Origin of the sequence: Myxococcus llanfairpwllgwyngyllgogerychwyrndrobwllllantysiliogogogochensis, assembly GCF_006636215.1 — a bacterium.
Lineage (GTDB): Bacteria > Myxococcota > Myxococcia > Myxococcales > Myxococcaceae > Myxococcus > Myxococcus llanfairpwllgwyngyllgogerychwyrndrobwllllantysiliogogogochensis.
In genome coordinates, this window is the sequence record NZ_VIFM01000485.1 from 1 (window position 1) to 2,990 (window position 2,990).

Sequence of the window (2,990 nt, forward strand, 5' to 3'; positions counted from 1 at the left end):
GTCCACCACCCGATACCCCGCTCCCACGGACACCAGCCCCGCCGCCACCGCGCCGCTCGTCGCGCTGTCGAAGGCGAGCCCGGACTGGCTCATCGCATCGCCATGGCGACGCACGTACGTGCCGTCGTTCATCGCCTCCAGCAGCACCCGCAGCGGAGCCTGGAGGTCATAGATGTCCAGCGCCTCGCCACATGCCAGCGCCGAGTCCAGCCGCTCGAACGCGTTGACGACCAGCGCCGGCGGCGCCTCGCCCGCGCGAACTCCGACGATGGCGGAGGGGAAGCCCTCGCCGCCCGCGCTCACCGCCGCGACTCGGAAATAACGCACGGTGCCCGCCGCGAGGGGCAGGCTGAAGGTCGTCTGCGTCACCTCGGTCCCTTCGTCCCAGCCCTGACCATCCGCGCTCTGATAGACGCGGTACGTGGTGGGCGCGTCATGGCCCTCCTCGTCCGGGTTCGCCGCGGGGATGGCCCAGCGGACCTCCACCGTGCCCGCCGAGGCGTTGCGCGCCACCACCGCACCCGGCGCCTCCGGAGGAAGCTGGATGGCCACGCCGTCGCGGGTGGCGAAGTACTTGATGAGCCCCTGGAGGATGGCTCGCGCGGCGACACGTCGGAAGGCCGGCTCCTTGAGGGGGTTCGAGTCGGCGACGGCGTCGTGGTAGGCGATCTCCAGCAGCACGGACGGCATCTCCGAGTTGTGCGTGGGGTTCACCTCGCCCAGGTTCGCGGAGCGCAGGTTGCGCACGCGCCAGTTGGCGTCCACCTCTCGACGGACGTCCCGTCCCAGTTCGTCCAGCAGCGCTCGCGCCAGCACGTCACTGCCAGGCACGCCCGTGAAGTTGAGCGTGCCGTCCACCGGGTTCGGCCCGTACACGTAGGCCTCGGTGCCGACGACGTTTCCCGTCGTCGAAGCGTTGGTGTGCCAGGCCACGTAGACCGCATCCTCGCCCTCCTCGTGCAGCCACGCCGCGAAGCGCGCGCGCGCCGTCACGTCCGCGTTGCGCTCGTTGGCCAGGGCGTTGGCCCCGGTGGGCGCGTACACGGATGCCGGGGCACCGCTGAACTGCACATGGTAGCGCGCGGCCTCCTCGTAGCGGGGGCGCGGCAGCGCGGCCATCTGCGCATCGCCGATGACGCCACTGCCGCCGCCGAAGCGCACGGCGTCCAGCGACACCGTGCTCCCCTCCTCCGCGTCGTTCATCAACACCACCGAGGCCGCCTCCGGTCCCGCGCCGGACTTGAAGAAGAAGCGGCCCAGCAACACCCACGTCCCGCCATGGCGGCGCTGGTTGACGCGGAAGTGGCTCTCCCCTCCCGAGTGGCGCACCACATAGTGTGCGTTCGTCGTCCGAGCGGGGTCCGCCCCATAGGAGACATAGACGTTGTAGTGGCCATCCGCCGGCACCACCGGCGCCCAGGTGGCCGACGCCGTGGGAGTGGTCGCGGTGGTGAGCACGCGCGTGGCACCCAGCGTGAACGGCTCCACCGCGTTGCCCATGGGCGTCGGGGGAGTGCCCCAGCCCTTCTGCGTGGTGGTCTGGAACAGGCCGGCGTCCCCTTCCTGCGAGTAGCCCACACCCCCTTCGTCGACGATGACCATGCGCGGGTTGAGGTCCGACTCGCGCACCGGTACCACCGTGGCGCCAGCGCCCATCAACATGGGCAGCAGGTACTGGTTCACGACCTCGGCGGAGATGAGGTCCTCCACCACCGCCCAGGTGTTGGGTCGCTGCGTGGCCCAGCGCCCCAGGGGAGCGGCCCGGTAGAAGCCGTGGCCCGGGCTCAGGTAGATGACCTTCCCGGACAGCGCTCCGGACCGCGTCCGGGTCTGCGGCACCCCCGCGAGCGACGCACGCACCGTCCCGTCGCGAGCTTCCCGCCGCACGACGGGCGCCTCGGTGGCGCTCAGCTTGCGCGTCTCATGCGCGCGGGGAGAGGGCGCCGGGAGGTACACCACGCCGGGAGGCTCCAGCCCACAAGCGTTCGCTTCTTCCTCTTGAACAGGGGCAGGGGCCTGGGCCCCCGCGAGGGACGACGTCAACAGGAAGGCCAGCAGCACGCCACCTGGACGCGCCCGGAAGAAGTTGGTGCTCATGGCGAGTGACCTTACCTATTCACATCTCCACGGCAATCGAACCCGTGAGTGCTAGCCTGCCCGCCCCTTCAGGTTCCGATGACCGTACCTGCCCGGCCACCTCCCCACTTCCCTCCTCGTCGCGGCTCGGGGCTCTTCGCCTCGTTCGGCCACGCATGGGCGGGCCTCATCCACACCGTCGTCCACCAGCGCAACATGCGCGTGCACCTCACCTCCGCCATGCTGGTGGGACTGGTGGGCAGCGGCATCGCCCTGGGGCTCGCGGAGAAGGTGACGCTCATCTTCTGCGTGCTGCTCATCTTCTTCGCGGAGATCCTCAACAGCGCGCTGGAGCACCTGGTCGATCTGGCCGTGCAGCAGTTCGACGAGAAGGCCCGGCTCACCAAGGACGCCGCCGCCGCGGGCGTGCTCGTGCTCGCGCTGGGCACGGTGGTCATCTTCGCCGCCATCCTCGTGCACAACTGGGAGACGGTGCGCACCAGCACGGACGCCATCATCCGACAGGTGGCGTTCGGCATCCCCCTGACGGCCTGTGTCCTCGTGCTCGTGCTCCCCCAGCGCCGCCCGCTCTGGGTGGATCTGCTCGCCTTCCTCGGCGGCGGTGTGCTGCTGGGCATCCTGGCGACACGCTCGGCCAGCATGGTCTTCAGCGCGATGACGGCGGGGCTGCTCTTCGTCGCCGGCTCAGCGGCCTACACCCGCCGACGCGAAGCGCGCTCCACGGGGCAGCCACCGGGCGATTCGCCCATCAGCGGACATAAAAAAACTACACCGGCAAATATGACCTGAGCTCCTCCTCGATGGCTCGGAGGTAGCCGTCCGGGTTGGCTCGGAAGCGCCGACCCATGATGCGAGGGACGCGCCGCTGCTCTAGCTGAGCGCGCAGTCGCTGC

At 70.1% G+C, this 2,990-nt stretch carries 2 protein-coding genes; one reads left to right on the top strand and one right to left on the bottom strand.

Annotated features, from left to right (window positions below; translation table 11 throughout):
* Nucleotides 1-2,097: golvesin C-terminal-like domain-containing protein (locus FJV41_RS48610; protein WP_141649428.1), on the bottom strand; the 2,097-nt coding region annotated here is incomplete at its 3' end.
* 78 nt (nt 2,098-2,175) lie between these two features.
* Here FJV41_RS48610 and FJV41_RS48615 point away from each other — a divergent pair.
* Complete coding sequence (locus FJV41_RS48615) at nt 2,176-2,886, top strand: diacylglycerol kinase family protein (RefSeq protein WP_141649429.1); 711 nt, start codon at nt 2,176-2,178, stop codon at nt 2,884-2,886.
* Nucleotides 2,887-2,990: the final 104 nt, after the last annotated feature.